The organism is Corynebacterium fournieri (assembly GCF_030408775.1).
GTDB classification, from domain to species: Bacteria; Actinomycetota; Actinomycetes; order Mycobacteriales; family Mycobacteriaceae; genus Corynebacterium; species Corynebacterium fournieri.
Window position 1 is genome coordinate 1,029,448 of sequence record NZ_CP047210.1, and the last position, 17,816, is coordinate 1,047,263.

Sequence of the window (17,816 nt, forward strand, 5' to 3'; positions counted from 1 at the left end):
GAGTTCCTCATGCAATTCACACGAAAGTCTGTGTCTGTAGCAGCCGCGCTCGGAGTGGTCGCTCTTTCCCTCGTTGGCTGCTCCGAGCCGACGGAAGACGCTGCTTCCAGCACCGAAACTACCGGCGAGGCAGCCAAGGACTCTGCTTCGGACTCGTTGACGATTTACACCTCTGAGCCGGAGGAAAAAGTCGACCAGATCGTCGCCGCATTCAACGAGGAACACCCGGAGGTGGACGTGCAGGTCTACCGTGCAGGTACAGGGGATTTGAAAGCGCGCATCGAAGCGGAAAAGACATCCGGCTCCGTAGAAGCAGACCTTATCTGGGCTGCGGACGCGCCGACTTTTGAAGCTTTCAAAGCGGATGATCTGCTCGCGAAATTCAATGATGTCGAAACTGATGAGGTTCTCGACGGCGCAGCCGATCCGGAGGGCTACTACGTAGGCACCCGCATAATCCCGACAGTGATCGCCTACAACACCTCGGTCATCAACGAAGCTGATGCACCGCAGTCGTGGACGGACCTGACGGATGAGCGGTTCCGCGACAAGATTGTCATGCCGGATCCTGCCGTTTCCGGCGCCGCTGCCTACAACGCCACGGTGTGGATGAACAACGACAAGCTCGGAGAGGATTGGGTTACTGCGCTGGGCGGAAACGCACCGATGATCGCAGCGTCCAACGGTCCGACTTCCCAAGAAATCGCTGGAGGCGGCCACCCGGTGGGCGTGGTCGTCGACTACCTCGTGCGCGATCTTGCAGCGCAGGGTTCTCCTGTGAAGGAGGTATACGCCTCCGAGGGCTCTCCGTACATCACCGAACCGATCGCAGTGTTCGCAGATTCGGAACACCAATCTGCAGCTGAACTGTTCATCAATTTCGTGCTGTCCAAGAAGGGGCAGGAGCTCGCTGTGGAGCAAAACTACTTGCCGATCATCGAAGGAGTGGGCACGCCAGGCGATGCCCCGGAGCTCGATGACATCGCGCTTATGGACGCAGGTCTGAAAACGCTGACCGACGATCGCGCGCGTTCTGTGGAGTTCTTCCAGAACGCAATGAACTAGGTGGCAATGCAGCGTTCCGCTTCGCCGGGGCTCAACCTCGCCCGAATTGGGGTATGGATGGTGGCCGCGGCGATTTTCATCGTCCCGCTTGCGCTGGTGGTCTCACTGGCTTTCGGTGGGAACCAATTCCCGGTACTTATTGAGCAAGGCCTTGCGCGGGCGACGTGGAACTCGGTGTTTACGACCGTCATGTCCTCGCTAGGCGCGGTGCTCATCGGCGGAACTATCGCGATTATCCTGGAACGCACCGATGTTGGGGGAGCGACAGGACTGCGCCTGCTTTTGTTGTCTCCGCTTCTTGTCCCACCGTTTGTCGGCGCAATTTCGTGGCTGCAACTTTTCGGCAGAAACCAAGGGCTCAACGCATTGTTCGATCGCCCGCTGTGGGATTTGTATGGTGCCGACGGCATCGTCTTTTTGATGACGCTGCACTCGTACCCCGTGGTGTTTGTGATCATTGCCGCGGCGCTCCGACAGATCCCTTCGGACCTTGAGCTTGCAGCGCGCGTAAGCGGCGCGGGCAGTGCAACGGTTCTGCGGACGGTGACAATCCCGCTGCTGGGCCCAGCTCTTCTGAGTGCCTTCACACTCACGGCAGTGTCGAACCTGGCAGATTTTGGTATCCCGTCGATTCTAGGGTCCCCGGTGCGGTTCGAAACGCTTGCGACAATGTGTTACCGATTCATGGAATCCGGCACGGTGAGCAACCCGTTGCAAGTGGTTTCCACTGTGGGTGCCGTACTGATGCTGCTGGGCATCATCGCTGTAGTGGCAGATTACGCGGTAGCGCGCCGAGCTTCTTCGAGTGTGAGCGGCTCCGATACAACTAAACTTTCGTTGGGTGCTGCCAAGGTGCCGGTGACGGCGGTGTCTTGGGCGGTGGCGCTCGCCATTACTCTCGGGCCGATTCTCGGCCTAGCGTACCGGGCGCTTTTGCCCGCACCCGGTGTGCCGTTGACGTTCGAAACCATCTCGTTGGAGAATTTTCGCCGGACGTTGAGCAACCCGCGAGTCATCGACGGATTTGCCAACTCCGTGGTTCTCGCGGTCGGCGCAGCGCTGCTTTGCGGGCTGCTCGGTTGGGCAATCGGCATCCTCGTTACCCGGACCCGTGCACGGACAAACACTCCGTTGTCCCTCGTCACGTTACTGCCGGCCGCTTTGCCTGGCCTGATCATCGGTGTCGGGTGGCTGATCGTTGGCAGGTACACCGGTCTCTACAACACCCGTTGGGTAATCCTGCTTGCCTACATCTGCGCGTTTACCGCATTGGTGCTGCAGTCCGTGCGTGCGCCGATGAGCAAAATCCCGGTCGCTGTAGAGGAAGCGGCGCGCATCTCCGGAGCAGGAAAAGTGCGCTCAATCGCGGACACCTCCGGTCGGATGGCTGTGCCGGCAGCAATTTCAGGCGCAGTACTTGTCGCCGTTACCGCGGTTCGTGAATTGACGGTCTCGATCCTGTTGGTGGCACCGGGTACTACCACGATCGGCGTGCAGCTATTCAACTTGCAGCAGTCCGGAAACTACAACCAGGCGTCAGCGCTCGCACTGATGTTTGCGGTCATCGGTGTTGTCGCCCTTGCTTTGACCGTTCGTAACCCCACAAAGGAGTCCCGATGAGCGACATCTCGATAGAGAAGCTGGGCGTAGTTTTCCCAGACGGCGCTGTTGGTTTGGACGACATTAACCTCCACATCGAAAGTGGTGAGTTCGTGGCGTTGGTTGGCCCATCCGGATCAGGAAAAACTACGTTGCTCCGTACGTTGGCGGGGTTTGTGGCGCCGTCAACCGGCACGGTTTCGCTTGACGGGGCGGATGTGACTCGCATGCCACCAGAGAAGCGACAGATGGGGATGGTGTTCCAGCAGCACGCGGTGTGGCCGCATATGAGCGTGAGAGACAATGTCGCGTACCCGCTCAAGCGCACAGGGGTGGGAAGGCAGGAGCAGCACAAGCGCGTAGAGGAAACGCTTAATACTGTGGGCCTGAACGGGTACGGCGACAGGAAGCCGTCGACATTGTCCGGTGGGCAACAGCAACGTGTCGCTCTCGCGCGTGCGATTGTGTCCACCCCGCGCGTACTGCTTCTCGACGAAGCCTTGTCGGCCCTGGACGAACCTCTGCGGGACAGCCTCCGCAGGGAGCTTGTCTCTCTGACCAAACAGTCGTCGCTCACCACGGTGCACGTCACCCACGACCGCAAAGAAGCGCTCGCAATCGCGGACCGCATAGCGTTGTTGCGAGACGGCAAACTCGAACAGTTTGCAACGCCGCAGCAGGTTATCGCACACCCAGCTACGCCGTGGGTGGCCTCCTTCATCGCTGACGCGACGCTGCTTAACGGGCGCTGCGTCAGGGGGCGAGTTGTGACCGACACAGCGTCGCTGGAGTGGGCACTCGCGGATGTGGAGCTGGTCGGCGACCACGGCGGCGAGGCAGCAGGCGATGTCACCGTCGCGGTCTTGCCGGAGTCGGTCGAAATCACGTCGCCGGGGGAGAAAGGAGCTCGGGCAGGCCGAGTCACATCGGCCCTGTTTGAGATCTCCGGCTACTCGCTCACCATTGACGTCGACGGCGTCGAGTTCCGGGGAAGGGCATCAGCTCGTAACGTCCCGGCGGTTGGCGACGCGGTCGGTGTCGTAGTGCGATCGCCGATAGTCTATCCCGCAAAAAATGACTGATTACCAGGCGATTTGTAGGTAAACGGTAGCGTGCTTTATCTTTAACAAGTCGCAAACAAGCGAGCGCGCCCCGTTCGTCTAGCGGCCTAGGACGTCGCCCTCTCACGGCGGTAACACGGGTTCAAATCCCGTACGGGGTACAAGGTGAAACCTCCGATCCGGACTTCCGGGTCGGAGGGTTTTGCGTTGGTAGCGTGGGGCGGGTGACTTCCTTGGATTTCTTCGAAATTGATGTGTTCGCTACCGGCGCGTTTACTGGCAACCCGCTCGCGGTGATCTGCGGCGCGGATGGTTTGAGCGGTGAACAAATGCAGGCCATTGCGTCGTGGACGAACTTTTCCGAGACCACGTTTCTGCTCGCACCCACCAACGCCGAAGCCGACTACCGAGTGCGCATCTTCACGCCCACACAAGAGTACGACTTCGCCGGCCACCCCACGCTCGGCACCGCGCGGGCCTGGCTAGAGCAGGGCAACCAGACGTGCAGCGAGGGCCGCGTGATTCAGGAGTGTGGGGTAGGAAACGTCGAGGTGCGCATCACCGGCGACACACTCGCTTTCGCCACCCCGCCGCTCAAGCGGTCCGACCCTCTCAGTGAGGAGGAAAAGGCGCAAGTGCGTGAGGCCTTTGGCGTCGCCAAGCACATGCTTATCGACGCTTCCTACGGCGACAACGGCCCCGGCTGGAAGCTGGCGCTGCTGGATTCGGTGGACACGCTGCGGGCACTCGAGCGGCCGGAGGGAAGCGACTTGAAGGTGGCGTTTGCGGCGCTGACCGGTACTGAAGACCCGGCTTACGAGCTGCGCGCTTTCAACCCGGCATTTGAGGACCCGGTGACCGGCAGCGCCAACGGCGCAATGGCGCAGTGGCTGCGCGGACGCGGGGACGTGCCGCAGCGCTACACGGTTTCGCAGGGCACGGCGCTGGGGCGCGACGGGCGGGTCGAGATCGTCGACGACGGCGAGGAGATCTGGGTGGGCGGCCGCGCGGTGGTGCGGGTGCGGGGCACCCTAAAGGTGTAGTAAAACACTTGTTCTATAGCGGAATGGGTGGCGTCGGCGGTGTTTGTACGGTGAGAGATGTTCCAGGCAGAAAGGGTTCATCTATGAGCACTAACGTTGTCGCGTCCCCGCGACTTATTCGAGCAATCAACACCGCAGCATGGGCGCATCGCGGCCACGTGCGCAAAGGCACCGACATTCCCTACGTCTCTCACGTTTTCGGCGTTATGCACTTAGTGTCCCAGGCCACCGACGATGAGGACGTGCTCATTGCGGCGCTGTTCCACGACATCATCGAGGACGTACCAGAGGCGTACAGCGCGGAGCGGATGGCGGACGAATTCGGAGAGCGTGTCGTGGACCTTGTGCGCGGTGTGACAAAAACAGCACGCTGTCCAGCTGGCAGGAGCGCTCAGACGCGTACCTTGCCCACCTGCGTCGGGCTGAAGATGGCAGCGTGCTGGTGTCAGCTGCGGACAAGCTGCACAACCTGTTGTCCATTCACGCCGACCTCGACGACATTGGGGACGAGTTATGGGAGCGGTTCAACTCCGGTAAGGAACGCCAGTTGTGGTGGTACCGCTCTGTGGCTGAGGTTGTACAACAACGATTGCCAGGTAACCCGCTGGCCGAAGAACTATCCAAGCAGGTAGCTCGGTTGGAGAGCCGGAGCGCATAAGGTGGAACGCATGAATGCGTCCTCTGATTCTGACCTTCTCTCCGCTATCGGCAACACACCCCTTGTGGACATGTCCGCCGGATTCTCCGACCAATCCCGGGTGTGGGGCAAGCTTGAATCATTCAATCCGGGCGGGAGTGCCAAGGACCGCACGGCGCGCGCGATGGTGTTGGACGCTACCGCGAAGGGGCTGTTGTACCCCGGAGCGGTGGCCGTGGAATCCAGCAGCGGCAACCTGGGAATCGCACTAGCGCGCGAAGCTGTCGTCGGCGGATGGGAGTTCCACTGCGTGGTGGACCCGCGCACGAACCAGGCGACGCTTTCGATGATCGCCGCGCTCGGGGCGGTGCTGCACCCGGTGACCGAGCCGGACCCGGACACGGGAGACTGGCTCACGGCGCGGCGCAACCTTGTCGCGCAGCTGAAAGACTCGCTCGGCGCGGTGAACCTGGACCAATACTCCAACCGCGCGGCCTTCGACGCGCATGATCAGGGCACCATGCGCGAGATCGTCGAGCAGCTCGGGCACGCGCCGGAAATGCTGGCGGTGGCGGTGAGTACCACCGGCACCGTCGGTGGCTGTCTCCAGCACATCAGGGAGCACGGCTACGACACCAAGGTCGTGGCGGTCGACGCAGCAGGCTCCGTGCTGTTCGGCGGCGCGCGCGGTGAGCGCATCCTCCCCGGTTACGGCGCGGGCGTGGTGACGGAGCTGTCCAAGGAGGTGGCGCCGGACCGGGTGGTGCAGGTCGAGGCGGCGGATGCGGTGCACGCCGCGCGTTCGCTGGCGCGCTCCACAGGCTTTGCGCCGGGCGCGTCTGGTGGCGCGGTGGCGTGGGCGGTGTCGCAGCTGCTCGAAGAGGGAGCGGCAGAAGAAGTCGTCGCCGTCTTCCACGACGACGGCCGTGCCTACCTCGACACCGTCTACAACGACGAGTGGGCAGACGCGCAGATCGGAGACGCGAAGTGAAGGTAGCGGTAATCGGGGCCGGCCCTCGTGGACTTTGGGCTGCGGAGGCACTGATGGAACGCGCTCGGCAGCGCGGTGCGGCGATCGAGTTGACCGTGTTCAACGACCGGCCGATTGCGGAGGCATCCGCACCAGGCGCGTTCGGCGAGAGCGTGCCAGACGCCTGGATCCTCAACGCGCCGAAGAGCATTGTGGAAACGCAGCTCGGGCCTCTGGATCCGCACGACGAGATCGCAGGCGAATTTCCCAGCCGTGGTTGTGTGGGCGAGCACCTGCTTGCCTCGTGGCACGCGGTGGCGCGGCACCTGCCGCCGCGCTGTAGCCTCACCCACCGCATAGAAGAAGTCGAGGCAGTCGAACCTTCTGCCGACGGCGTAATCGTCCAAGGCGAGCACTTCGACGAAGCCCTCATCGCCACCGGCCACGCGCACGACTGGCCCGGCTCGCTGGCCCACGAGGACTTCGGCGATCTCACCGTGGTGGCGCCGGTGTACCCCGCGTCCAACCTGGACGTTGTAGGAAAAGACGACGTCGCACTCGTCCGCGGCGCCGCGCTGACGTTTATCGACGTAGTGAAGTATGCCGACGCGAAAGTGTTCTACCCGGTCACGCGCTCCGGCCGGTTCATGGAGGTCAAGGCCTACCTCGAAGGGGAAGCGAAGACAACGGCGGAGCCTTACATCGAGCTTGCGTCGCAAAAGATTCTGCAGTGCGCCGGCCTGGACGAGCTGACCGGCATCCTCGCAGAATGCGCGGAGCACATCCTGCGGATCGCCAGCGGCGAGGGCAGCGCGGAGGACATCCGCGCGGTGCTGCGCGGCGAGGACTTCACTGGGGACCCGGTGGCAGAGCTGCGCACGTCGATAGCAGCCGCGCGCGGCCAGCGCCCCTGGACACCAGCTCTTGCCGTGGCGCTTGCGTTCCGGGACACCTACGACGCGTTGATCGACCGTGCCTCCTTCGGCGGCCGCGACACCCTCGGGGGCAGGGACTTCGACTCCTTCACCTCCACGATGGAGCGCGTCGCGTTCGGCCCGCCGGTCGAGTCCGCGGAGGTGATCGTGGACATGATTGCAAAGGGCCGCATCGGCACCGAACTGATCGCGCGTGGGGAGGAAGACCTCAAACAGCTCGCCGGTCAGGTCGGCGCCACCGCAGTCATCGACGCGGTGCTCGCCCCGCCCGGGGTGGTCGACGGCACGCTGGTCGGCACACTGGTGGAGCAGGGCATCGGGCAACGCTACGGCGACACGCGCGCCCTGCACGTAGCAGCAGACGGTACGCTGGTCGGGCAAACCCACCTCGCCGCGGCAGGGCGGATGAACGAGGGGCTCATCCTCGGCCACGACACATTCAAGCGCACCAAGCAGGACGTCATACCGCGCTGGGCGGACCGCGTCAGCGCCCGTGCGATGGAAAACCCGGAGCGCGTGCACGGCCTGCCGCCGCTGGAGCCGAAGCACTTCGACTGGTCGGACGCGTTGCTGGCAGACCCGGAGCGCTGCCACCAGCTGCTGGAGCAGTTCGGCAGCCCCGTCAACGTGCTCAACCCCGCCCCCATGCAGACCAACATCGACGAGCTCGTTCAAGCCGGCCGGCGCGCGGGCGTGTTAACCAAGGTGTTCTATGCCCGTAAAGCCAACAAGGCCCTCGTCTTCGCCGACACCGCACGCGACACCGGCAACGGCGTGGACGTCGCCAGCGAAAACGAGCTGCGCCAGGTGCTCGCCCACGATGTGCCAGGCGAGCGCATCATCCTCTCCGCCGCCATCAAACCAGACCGGCTGCTGCAGCTGGCCATCGACAACGGCGTGGTCATCTCCGTGGACAACCGCGCGGAGTACGACCGGATCGATGCGCTCGCTGCCGCGTCCGGTCTCACCGCCCGCGTCGCACCGCGCCTGGCTCCGGACCCGGACACGATGCCGCCGACGCGATTCGGCGAGCGGCTGGGGGACTGGGTGGGGCATGTGCGTGAGCCGTCGAAAAGCATTCGCATCGTCGGTGTCCACGCCCACCTCCACGGCTACGCGGCCGCAGACCGCTCCGCAGCGCTGCGCGAGTGCATGGTGCTTATCGACGCCATCACGGACGCCGGCCACAACCCCGAGTTCATTGACATCGGAGGCGGCGTGCCCATGCGCTACCTCGAGCACGAGCAGCAGTGGCGCGACTGGCAAGACGCCATCGGACAACAGCGCGCTGGCTATGCCGAGCCGATGACGTGGAAAGCCGACCCGCTGGAAAACACGTACCCGTATTGGCAAGAACCGACGCGCGGGACATGGCTTGAGCAGGTGCTTAGAGACGGCGTGGCCGAGGGCCTGCGCGAGCGGGGCCTGCGGCTGCATCTGGAGCCGGGGCGCTCGCTGCTGGACGGCTGCGGCGTGATCCTTGCACGGGTCGCGTTTGTGAAAACCCGCTCGGACGGCTTGTCGCTGGTGGGCCTGGAGATGAACCGCACGCAGTGTCGCACCACCTCGGACGACTATCTGACGGATCCGGTGCTGGTGAAACGCACACCCGACTCTTCGCCGCTGGAAGCGTACCTGGTGGGCGCGTACTGCATCGAAGACGAGCTGATCCTGCGCCGTAAGATCCGCTTCCCGCGCGGTGTTGCCGCCGGCGACATCGTGGCCATCCCGAATGCGGCAGGGTACTTCATGCACATCCTGGAAAGCGCCTCCCACCAGATCCCCCTGGCCAAGAACGTGGTGTGGCCGGCAGGGGAGCTCGACGCAATCGACCGCGCCTAAAAACTCGAACACCCCGCCGCCGCGAGTGCGGGGGCGGGGTGTTCGCGTGGGGTTAGATGTTGAACCGGTCGCGCAGCTCCTGAACCCACTGCGGGTTCACGTGGGACAGGACCGCGAAGACCGCAGCCAGCAGCCCAACCAGGATTGCCAGCACCGACAGGATGATGCCGGCGGTGCTGCTGCCGCCGGAGCTCTGCTCGGAGCTGCCTTCAGCCTGCTTGGTATCGGTGGGCTTCGGTTCGGTGGTTTCCGGATCCGTGGCCTTCGGCTCGGTGGTCTTCGGATCCGTGGCCTTCGGGTCCGCGTGCTTCGTGACGGTAGTCGGAACAGTGACCTGCTCGGTCTTGGTCACAGTCTCTCGCACCGTGGTGGGGACCGTCTTCGTCTTCTCCACAACCTTCGTCACCGGGGAAGTCTGCGTGGAGGTCTCCGTCAACGTAGCGGTGCCCACCGAGGTTTCGGTGGAGGTGACCACCTTCTCGGAAGTCTTCGTCGTGGTGATGGTCTCCGCGTCGGGCTTGTCGGCCTGGGTGGAAGTTGCCGGGGCTTCGGTGGTGGTCGCCGGGGTGGAGCTTTCCGCGGCGGACGGCGTGGTGGAAGTGGTCGGCTTGTCAGCGTCCTTCTTCTGCAGCGTGACCTGATCCACCACGTACGGAGTGTTGATGTTGTAGGTGGTCAGCTTCAGCTCTGTCGGGGAGACGTCGATGCTGGTGTAATCCGGGTTGTAATCCTGGCGCCAGCGGGCGGTGGACTTGTGCGCCAGATCGTGGGCGCGCTCCTCGCGGATGTACGGGTGCTTCTCGCCAGACTCGTCCTGGAAGTCGTAGTACTTGCCGCCCGTGGCGGTGGTGGAGGTGACGTAGAGGACCTCGCCGTCCTCCGGGATCAGCACGTCGCCGGACTTGGAGGCGCCCTCCGGGATGACGGGGTCCACACCGTTCATCAGGTGAGAGCGGGTGTAGATGTGGTCGTGGCCGCTGAGCACCATGTCCACGCCGGCCTCGGACAGCTTCGGGGTGAGGTTTTCCCGCAGCGCCACCACGTCGCTGTCGGTGTAGTGGGTGCCCTGGGAAAACGGCGCCTGGTGGATGCCCACGATGACCCAGTCTGCGTCTGCGCCGTGTGCGGCGATGGTGTCGTTGACGAACTGTGCGTGGGTGTCGATGTCGGCGGCGCTCGAGCGGTTGCCATCGAGGCCGATAAACAGGACGTTGTTGTAGTTGAAGAAGTAGTTTGCGGTGTCGTCCACCTCGTTGGGCAGGAAGTAGGTGTCCTGGAAGTGGCTGTCCGAGGCGTAGGTTTCGTGGTTGCCCTTGAGCACAGCCAGGCGGTACTTCTGCAGCTGCTCCGGAGCGGTGAAGGCCTCCAGCTGCTTCACCGGCGCACCCCAGCCCTCAGCCTGGTCGCCCAGGTGCATGAGGAAGGCGGAGTCCGGGTGCTCGCCGGTAGCGACGTCGACTGCCTTGTTCCACGCGGCGGCCTGCTCGCTTATCTTTGCGTCCACGCCGATCTGCGCGTCAGCCATGGCCAAAAAGCTCCACGTATCGGTATCGGCGCCGGTGGTGAAGGTGCGCTGCTCGCTCCAGCCGCGCTCGTCGTTGCCCACCCGGTAGACGTACTCGGTCTCCGGGGAAAGACCGGTCATCGTGGCCTCGTGGGGGTAGAAGATGGCAGCGTTGTACGGCCCCTTCGGGGACTCGACGCTGGTCACGTCCTTCGGGTTATCCGCCGGCCAGTACTCCAAGTACTGCAGCTCGCTGGTCTTGGACTGCCACGCAACGTTGGCTTCGGTGGCGTCCGAGCCGATGCCGAGCACGACCCGGCTGATCTTGGTGTTGACCGCGCCCGCCGGTGCGTCGGCTGCGACTGCGGTGGTCACGGGGGCGAACAGGGAGATAACTACAGCGGTGGCGACAGCGCTGCGGCGCAGCGGCTTCGAAGGACGTGTGCGCAAGATGGTCATGCCCGCCTACTTAAATGACCAGGATTGAACAGCCGGTTACCAGCGTGGGGACACCTTGGTGAATTGGAGGTGAATTTTGCCTGACATCGCGCTGCAATTCTTGCGGTGGTCTCATCCCCAGTTGAAAGTAGGCTGCATGAGCGCAAAGTTCCGTGTTAATCGACGAATTTTCCTGCAAACTGTCGCAGCGGCCGCAGCCGCGACCGCGATCGGTACCGGCGGTGCCTACGCCGCCCGCCGGGGCACGGTTTCCACGCCGGAGGTGCCCACGCCCGCGCAGCAGTGGGACCTTCCGTTCCTCCACGGCGTCGCTTCCGGCGACCCGCTGCCGGACCGCGTGATTTTGTGGACTCGCGTGACCCCCTCGCGCGAGGCGCTGCCCGGCTCTGGGCTCGGCGAGGATGTGGAGCTGGAATGGCAAATTGCTGATTCCGAGGACTTTTCGCGCCCGCAGACCGGCACGGTGACGACGTCGGCGGATTCGGACCACACCGTCCACGTGGACCCGACCGGGCTGAAGCCGGCTACCGAGTACTTCTACCGCTTCATCGTGAAAAGCGGCGAACACGCCGGCGCCACCTCTCCGGTGGGGCGCACCCTCACTGCGCCGGAGCAGAGCGCTGAGCTGGATCAGCTCAACCTCGCCATCGCGTCGTGCGCGAACTGGGAATCCGGCTTCTTTGCCGCCTACGGGGACATGGCCCAGCGCGCCCGGTCGGGCGAGATCGACCACGTGGTCTTTCTGGGCGACTACATCTACGAGTACCCGACCGGCGAGTACGCAGGTAAAAGCGGTGTCGCGCGCATGCACCACCCAGAATGGGAGATCTCCACGCTGGAGGACTACCGCCAGCGCCACGGCCGCTACCGCACGGACCTGAACCTGCAGGCCGCGCACACGGCGTGCCCGTGGATTGTCATCTGGGACGACCACGAAACGGCGAACAACAGCTGGTTCGAGGGCGCTGAGAACCACACCGACGGCCGTGTGGAGGGCGAGTGGCCGGAACGCTTGAGTGCCGCGAAGCAGGCCTACTTTGAGTGGCTGCCGGTGCGCGCGCAGTCCGCGGGCGAGGAGCGGCTGCTTTACCGCAGCTTCACGTTCGGCGACTTGGCGCAGCTGACCATGATGGATTTGCGCACTTACCGCGACGCGGAAACCACCGGTGCGAACTTCGCCAACGACGACCGCACGATGCTGGGTAAGAAGCAGTTCGATTGGGTGGCGCAGCAGCTGCAGGAGTCCACCGCCCGCTGGGACGTGCTGGGCAATTCGGTGATGGTCTCGCCGATGCGCTTTGTCACCATTCCGGACAATGAGAAGGCCAACATCGCTGCCGGCTACATGAAGGAGCGTGCGACGGGCATCGCGGTGAACTCGGATCAGTGGGACGGCTACGCCGCGGAGCGCGACCGCCTGCTCACCATGTTGGACGAGCAGGAGTCGAACGCGCTGTTTCTCACCGGCGACATTCACTCGGAGTGGGCGAACTCGATCGCCTCGCCGTCCGGCTTCGGCGAGATCGGATGCGAGATGGTCACAACCTCAATCTCCGCGCCCAACGTGGATGAGATCCTCACCAGCGCGTTCGGCACGTACCACGAGGAGGACAACCCCACGTCGCTGCTGGTGGAGCAGACGATTCGGGATGCCAACCCGTGGGTCAGCCACATCGATTTTGACGCGCACGGCTACGGCGTGGCGAGCATCCACCGCGATTATGTCGACATGCTCTACTACCGCGTCTCGGACGTGGAGGACCCGGACGCTTCTGTCAGCTTGGGCGAGAAGCGCCAGTGGCGCATGGGCGAGGGGTTCGTCGAGGCATAATCTGCTTATCGACGACGGCCGCGACATCTGGGTGGGCGGGCTGGTCACCGCGCGCGTGCGCGGCACCATCGAGCTGTAGGCGGGCGGCCTACGTCATCATCACCTTGGTCTGGGCGACCGCCTCGTCCATGCGGCCGATCGCGTGGCGCAGCCGGTGGCGCAGCCAGAGGCCGAGGAAGAGGAAAGGCAGCACGAAGAGGACGAGGCTGCCGAGGGCTCGCCAGAAGTCCCAGCCGTAGGTGCCGAAGACCGCGGCGCGCATAGCGCGGATCGAGTAGGTCGCGGGCAGCCAGGGGCTGATCGCCTGCGCCCAGCCCGGCAGCAGCTGCAGCGGGTAGGCGCCGCCCGCCGCCGAGACCTGGAGCACCAGGATGAGCACGCCCACGGCCTTGCCGGCGTTGCTCAGGGAGAGCACCAGCGTGTAGCAGATCAGGTGGAAGACCAGGCTCGAGACCCACCCCGCCATGAAGAGGAGGAAGGGGTGCGCGGGCTCGATGCCCACGTAGACGATGAGCCCCGCCATGAGGAGCGTGGATTGGGCCAGGCCGGTGGTCACGAACGTCAGGTAGCGGCCGAAGTACTTCTGGCCCGCGGTGAGGCGGCCGGGATCGACCACGTTCTGTTCGATGGAGCGGTCGTCCGTGCGCACGGCCACCGACGTCAACAGGGCGCCCACCCACAGGGCGAGCACCGTGTAGAGCGGGGCCATGCCGGCGCCGAAGCTGACGCGGGGGAAGATCTCCTTGCGCTCCACCTTGACTGGGTCGACGAGGGCGTCGGCGAGCACTTCCGGGTGGCTGGAGACGAGGTCGGCCAGCTTCGTCAGGTCCCCATTCGAGCGCGCCTGCGCGATCGACCGCTGCGCCTCCTGCATCCTCGCCGCGTTGGCGCGCAGGGATTCCGCCGTGTCGCGCAGGTCCGAACCGGAGGCTGCGAGGGTGTCGCGCAGCGAGCCGGGCCGGTTGGCCAGGGCCGAGGAGACGCCGTCCATGTCCGAGCGGGCCTTGTCGACGTTCGCCCGGACGTTGTCCAGCGAGCCCGACAGCGCCTCGAGGCGCGCGCGGATCCCGGCGTCGTAGGAATTCTTGGCCGAGTCCATCGCCTCGCGGGCCCGGGCGATCGAGTCCTCGATCTCCTGCCGGTCCGCGTTCTTCCCGTCCCGGCCGCCCTGCCCGGCGGTGAGGTGCGCGGCGGCGTCGTTGAGTCGGTCGCGCACGGCCGTCTGGCGGGCGATGGCGTCGTTGAGGTCGCCGACAACCGCGCGCACCCCCGGCTGGGCGTCGGGGGGAAGCGCCGGGGCGACATGCCCGTTGATGGTGTCGCGCAGGGCCGTGTACTGCTTCACCTGGACGTCGACGCGCGCGGCGATGTCCGTCAGGTTCGCGGCGGTGGCCTGGGAGGTGGCGGAGGAGTCCGCCAGCAGCTGGTCGACACGTTCGCTCACGGCGGCGAAGCTCACCGACGTCGCCCCCAGCGCCGCCGCAAGCGCCGCGCCGTCTCCGCCGAGGCTCGCCCCGGTGACCCCGAGGTCGACGGGGTGGACCTGCCCGAGAGAGTCGCCCAGCGCCCCGGAGATCCGCTCGGCGCTGTCGACGAGCGGCACGCTCGACTCTGTGAGCGAGGCGAGCGCGTCGACGGTGCGGGCGCTGGAGAGCAGCTGGTCGCGGGCGCTGGCGGTGCGCGTCTCGATGGAGTCGAGCGCCTGCTGGGTCTCCGCCTCGTTGAAGTAGTCCGAGGCCGTCTCGATCACCCCGAATGACACCTCGGAGAGGGCCCTGGTGAACGACGCGCTGATCTGGGCGGTGACGCCCTGCGTGCCGTTGGCGATGAGCAGCGGGGAGATGGGGTTCTTCTTCTCGTTGACGTAAAGGTCGATCCGGCTGGGTTCGGCGTCGTCGGCGTAGAAGGTGAACATGTCGTCGCTCAGCGTGGGCGGCAAGACGATGGCGGCGTAGTACTCACCGGACTTCGCGCCCTCGATGGCGTCGTCGGCATCGGTGATGACCCAGTCCATAGAGTCGTCGCGGTAGAGCTGGGAGAGGACCATGTCGCCGACGTTGACGGCCAGCGGGGTGAGATCGCTCGTGTGGCCGCGGTCGGTGTTGGCCACCGCCACTTCGAGGCGCTCGGTATTGCCGAATGGGTCCCACGTGGCCAGCACGTTGAACCAGGCGAAGAGGCAGGGGATGGCGATCAGGCCGACCATGACGATGCCTGCCATGACGTTGGTGTAGAGCCGGCGCAGGTCGTTGTAGGCGATGGAGAAGACGGTCCTCATTTGGTGTCCTCGCTTTCGGCATCCGCGGGCCCGATGGTGATGCTGGTGCCGGCGGAGTCGTGGCGGTGGATCACGGCGTCGCGCAGCTCGGCCTCGCCGAGGCGCGAGACCTGTTCGGCGTCGACGAGGCTCTGCGTGAAGTACTCCACCGCGCCGAGGTAGAGGACGACCAGCAGCGACCAGGCGGCGACGATGGCCAGCATGATCGTCTTGTCGGTGGGCAGGAGCATGGTGAGCAGGGTGATGATGGCGATGCCGACAACGCCCGCGCCGATCCCGCCGAAGATGAGGGTGCGGTAGTTCTCCCGCAGCATCCGCGCCCGCTTCTCGACGCCCCCGCGGAACTCATCCCGGTCCGACAGGGCGGCCATGATGTCGGACGCGCGGTAGGGCGAGCCCATGACCTCCACCTTCTCGTTCGTGATCAGGTTCGTGCGCGCCAGCTGGCGGTTGAACAGGAGGTTGGCGTGCGAGGAGGTGAGTCGGAACAGCCACCCCAGGGCGAAGGCCGCGGCGGACATGGCGAGAAGCATCGCCAAAAAGCGGAGGTAGTGATGGCCGTAGAACCCGGCGATGGTCTCGCGCATCGCGTCGATGCCGTAGCGGAAGGGGAGGAAGGGGTAGATGCGGCGGAAGAAGTCGGGCATGAGCTCGATGGGGTAGAGGCCCGACGCGCCCGGGATCTGGATGACGACGAGGAAGACGGCGATGCCGCGGCCAATGTGGCCGAGCGCGGAGACGATGGAGTAGATGATCCCCGTGTAGGCGACCCCGATGGCGATTGCGGTGGCGAGAAAGGCCGTGACGGACTGCATCTGTACCCCGAAGGCCACGTTGCCGAGCGTCACCACGACGGCCTGGAGCACCGAGAGCGTGGCGAAGAGGAGGAAGCGGCCGAGGTAGGCCTGGCCGACGGTGAGGCGGCGGAAGCCCTCGGTGTCGACCTCGACGCGGAAGATGATCGTCAGCACGAACGCGCCGATCCACAGGGCCAGGTTGGTGAAGAAGGAGGCCATGGAGCTGCCGTAGTTCTCCGTGGGGAATACAGCCTGCTGCTCGACGGTGACGGGCGAGGAGATGTACTCGCCGATCTTCGCGGAGTTGAGGTTCGTGACAGTGTTGAGGGCCTCCGAGTCGGAGGTGGCCAGGAGGGCGTTGATGTCGGACTGGGCGGAGCGGGCGCCGTCGGCAAGCGTGCCGAGGTTGCCCGAGACCTCGTCGAGGATGCCGAGGCTGGCCGCGAGCTGGTTGTCCACCCCGGCGAGCAGGGAGGTCGTTTCCTCGCGCAGGGCACGCTGGCTGCTCAGCGCGCCGCGCACGGAGGCGACGCTGCCGGAGGCCTGCGCGAGCGAGGCGTTGATCGCGGGCACGGACTCGCCGAGCTGCTTGCTCGCGTCGCGCGCTGCGGCGTTGGAGTCGGCGGTCGCGGCCCCGAGGGAGTCACCGAGCTCGCCTATCGACGCCAGCGCGGCGCCCGCGCTGCGGTCCACGTTGTTCAGGCCGTCGAGGACGGCGCGGGAGGCGGCGGTACGCTCTTCCAGCGCGCTGGCCGCGGCGTCGAGCTGAGCGCGGACCTCGGGCGATAGGGCGGCCCCGGCCGACATGGCGCGCAGCTGCGCGGCGACGGATTCGCCCTGCTTGACCACGCCGTCGACCTCGCCGACGGCGGAGCGCACCCGCCCTTGGGCGGTGCCGAGCTGGCCCGTCGCCTCCGCGATGGAGGCGTTGGCGGAGGCGGCGCCGCGGCTGAGCGCGTTGGTGGACTCGACGAGCGCGGTCGACGTGTCGGCGCTGAAACCGGCGGAGGACTTCTGCAGATCGGCGATGATCCCCTCGGCCTCGCCGAGGGAGGAGTCCACGGACCTGAGGGTGTCGTCGACGGAGCCGACGAGGGTGTTCAGCTCGGCGACGATCGGGCGCGCCCCGCTGATGCTCTGCTTCATCGTGGCCACCCGCCCCTGGGAGGCGTCGAGGTCGGCGGCGATTTGGCCGAAGCTCCCGGAGGCCTTGCCTCGGACCTCCTCGGCGTCATCGCGCGACGCGAACCCCGTGTTGCGCAGTTCGGTCGCCGCGGCCTCGCCGACCTTCTTCTTGAAGGCCTCGGACACGGCCGTGTCGACGGCGGAGGCGCCGGCGTCGGTGATCGAGGGGGTGACGCCGTTGCTCTTCTCGTTGACGTAATACTCCAGCACTGGCTGCGTGTAGGTGCCGCTGACCAGGCTCAGCAGGTCCTCGCTGAACTCAGGTGGGATGAGGAACATGGCGTAGTAGTCGCCGCGCATGAGCCCGTCGCGGGCCTCGTCCTCGGGGAGGAACACCCACCCGATCTTGTCGTTGCCCTTGAGCTGCTCGGTGATCTGTTCGCCGACGTCGACCTCGCCGACGCGCTCGGCGGAGGCGCCGCGGTCGTTGTTGACCACCGCGATGCGGATGTTCTGGGTGTGGGCGTAGGGGTCCCAGAAGGCGTTGATGTTGAACCACGCGTAAAGCGCGGGGGTGATGAGCACGCCGACGATGATGATGAAGGCCCGGGGAACGCGCAGCAGGCGACGAATGTCCCGTCCAAGAATCTGCCCGCTTTTTCTCACGTGG

10 protein-coding genes, 1 tRNA gene and 1 pseudogene are annotated in these 17,816 nt (G+C 65.3%); 9 read left to right on the forward strand and 3 right to left on the reverse strand.

Annotated features, from left to right (window positions below; all coding sequences use genetic code 11):
- The first annotated feature begins 9 nt into the window (after positions 1-9).
- From CFOUR_RS05045 to CFOUR_RS05080, 8 genes and pseudogenes are all read left to right on the forward strand, one after another.
- On the forward strand, positions 10-1,065 hold the full coding sequence (locus CFOUR_RS05045; RefSeq protein ID WP_101706335.1) for an ABC transporter substrate-binding protein: 1,056 nt from the start codon (positions 10-12) through the stop codon (positions 1,063-1,065).
- Positions 1,066-1,071: 6 nt separating this feature from the next.
- The gene (locus CFOUR_RS05050; protein ID WP_101706418.1) at positions 1,072-2,685 is read left to right on the forward strand and encodes an ABC transporter permease; all 1,614 of its coding nucleotides are present in this window, start codon (positions 1,072-1,074) and stop codon (positions 2,683-2,685) included.
- Entirely contained in the window at positions 2,682-3,746 is a 1,065-nt protein-coding gene (locus CFOUR_RS05055; protein WP_085956557.1) for an ABC transporter ATP-binding protein, read from the forward strand. The genes CFOUR_RS05050 and CFOUR_RS05055 overlap by 4 nt, the downstream gene beginning before the upstream one ends.
- A gap of 67 nt (positions 3,747-3,813) precedes the next feature.
- Positions 3,814-3,886 (forward strand) — tRNA-Glu (locus CFOUR_RS05060).
- 63 nt (positions 3,887-3,949) lie between these two features.
- Entirely contained in the window at positions 3,950-4,768 is an 819-nt protein-coding gene (locus tag CFOUR_RS05065) for a PhzF family phenazine biosynthesis protein (protein ID WP_290180163.1), read from the forward strand.
- A gap of 83 nt (positions 4,769-4,851) precedes the next feature.
- A pseudogene (locus tag CFOUR_RS05070) lies at positions 4,852-5,426 on the forward strand (HD domain-containing protein).
- A 10-nt stretch (positions 5,427-5,436) separates the two neighbouring features.
- Complete coding sequence (locus CFOUR_RS05075; protein ID WP_290180165.1) at positions 5,437-6,396, forward strand: pyridoxal-phosphate dependent enzyme; 960 nt, start codon at positions 5,437-5,439, stop codon at positions 6,394-6,396.
- A 53-nt stretch (positions 6,397-6,449) separates the two neighbouring features.
- Entirely contained in the window at positions 6,450-9,152 is a 2,703-nt protein-coding gene (locus CFOUR_RS05080; protein WP_230471832.1) for a diaminopimelate decarboxylase, read from the forward strand.
- A gap of 52 nt (positions 9,153-9,204) precedes the next feature.
- Here CFOUR_RS05080 and CFOUR_RS05085 read toward each other — a convergent pair whose 3' ends face one another.
- On the reverse strand, positions 9,205-11,115 hold the full coding sequence (locus CFOUR_RS05085; protein ID WP_290180166.1) for a fibronectin type III domain-containing protein: 1,911 nt from the start codon (positions 11,113-11,115) through the stop codon (positions 9,205-9,207).
- 136 nt (positions 11,116-11,251) lie between these two features.
- Between CFOUR_RS05085 and CFOUR_RS05090 the strand changes: the two genes are divergently transcribed.
- Positions 11,252-12,946, forward strand: coding sequence for an alkaline phosphatase D family protein (locus CFOUR_RS05090; protein ID WP_290180168.1), 1,695 nt, complete (start codon positions 11,252-11,254; stop codon positions 12,944-12,946).
- Between the two features lie 88 nt (positions 12,947-13,034).
- Here the strand turns inward: CFOUR_RS05090 and CFOUR_RS05095 are convergent, their stop codons facing one another.
- On the reverse strand, positions 13,035-15,224 hold the full coding sequence (locus CFOUR_RS05095) for a YhgE/Pip domain-containing protein (protein ID WP_085957852.1): 2,190 nt from the start codon (positions 15,222-15,224) through the stop codon (positions 13,035-13,037).
- A complete protein-coding gene (locus tag CFOUR_RS05100; RefSeq protein ID WP_290180170.1) occupies positions 15,221-17,812 on the reverse strand; it encodes a YhgE/Pip domain-containing protein in 2,592 nt (863 codons plus the stop codon). Before CFOUR_RS05100 ends, CFOUR_RS05095 begins: the two co-directional genes overlap by 4 nt.
- Between the last annotated feature and the right edge of the window lie 4 nt (positions 17,813-17,816).

What these genes read in the sequence shown, in the direction of transcription:
- CFOUR_RS05045 (WP_101706335.1), top strand. Translation starts at nt 10, where the DNA reads ATGCAATTCACACGAAAGTCTGTGTCTGTAGCAGCCGCGCTCGGAGTG.
- CFOUR_RS05050 (WP_101706418.1), top strand. Translation starts at nt 1,072, where the DNA reads ATGCAGCGTTCCGCTTCGCCGGGGCTCAACCTCGCCCGAATTGGGGTA.
- CFOUR_RS05055 (WP_085956557.1), top strand. Translation starts at nt 2,682, where the DNA reads ATGAGCGACATCTCGATAGAGAAGCTGGGCGTAGTTTTCCCAGACGGC.
- CFOUR_RS05075 (WP_290180165.1), top strand. Translation starts at nt 5,437, where the DNA reads ATGAATGCGTCCTCTGATTCTGACCTTCTCTCCGCTATCGGCAACACA.
- CFOUR_RS05080 (WP_230471832.1), top strand. Translation starts at nt 6,450, where the DNA reads ATGGAACGCGCTCGGCAGCGCGGTGCGGCGATCGAGTTGACCGTGTTC.
- CFOUR_RS05085 (WP_290180166.1), bottom strand. Translation starts at nt 11,115, where the DNA reads ATGACCATCTTGCGCACACGTCCTTCGAAGCCGCTGCGCCGCAGCGCT.
- CFOUR_RS05090 (WP_290180168.1), top strand. Translation starts at nt 11,252, where the DNA reads ATGAGCGCAAAGTTCCGTGTTAATCGACGAATTTTCCTGCAAACTGTC.
- CFOUR_RS05095 (WP_085957852.1), bottom strand. Translation starts at nt 15,224, where the DNA reads ATGAGGACCGTCTTCTCCATCGCCTACAACGACCTGCGCCGGCTCTAC.